Source organism: Halomonas marinisediminis (genome assembly GCF_004347715.1).
GTDB classification, from domain to species: Bacteria; Pseudomonadota; Gammaproteobacteria; order Pseudomonadales; family Halomonadaceae; genus Halomonas; species Halomonas icarae.
In genome coordinates this window covers 1-526 of record NZ_SLTR01000058.1, presented here as the reverse complement: position 1 = coordinate 526, position 526 = coordinate 1, and the positions used below count along the sequence as shown (strand labels likewise).

Here is a 526-nt window from a genome sequence, read left to right as displayed (position 1 = left end):
CACGGCGATTAAATTCGACCGTTTAGAGAAAATAACCATCATTAATGGGAACAGGATCCATACACTGACCGAGAGTGTTATAGGTTGATGAGGCAAGGTAAGTCCATAGGCTAGAACGGAGATAAAGAACACAACAGAGGCAACGCTGCGCTTTTGAATCAACCAAAGTGCGGGGACTAATACAGCGACAAGCGGAATATCTCCCTCACTCACGCCAAGCACTCGAGCGCACACCACAGAAAGTAGCGCCGCTATGAAAAACTGTATCGTAGAAAACAGCATTCCCACTCCTTATTCCATCCTGGAATTGTCGAAATCGGATATTGATTTACTTTGCAATCGTTGCAAAATAGTATCGAAGCATCCCTTTGCTTTTTCCGACACTTTATATTCAACATTATTGACAAGTATGGACCAGTTTTTACCACAAATCTTTGCAGTAATTCACCAAATTCCCTTTGGAAAAGTAACTAGTTATGGCGAAGTTGCCAAAATGGCTGGCTACCCAGGCTATGCACGCCAAGTA

General features: G+C 43.2%; 2 protein-coding genes. One reads left to right on the top strand and one right to left on the bottom strand.

What is annotated here, in order from left to right:
* Positions 1-213: hypothetical protein (locus tag E0702_RS15815; RefSeq protein WP_205741955.1), on the bottom strand; the 213-nt coding region annotated here is incomplete at its 3' end.
* A gap of 196 nt (positions 214-409) precedes the next feature.
* Between E0702_RS15815 and E0702_RS15810 the strand changes: the two genes are divergently transcribed.
* Positions 410-526, top strand: a 117-nt coding sequence (locus E0702_RS15810; RefSeq protein ID WP_205741956.1) for an MGMT family protein, incomplete at its 3' end; no start/stop codon positions are given.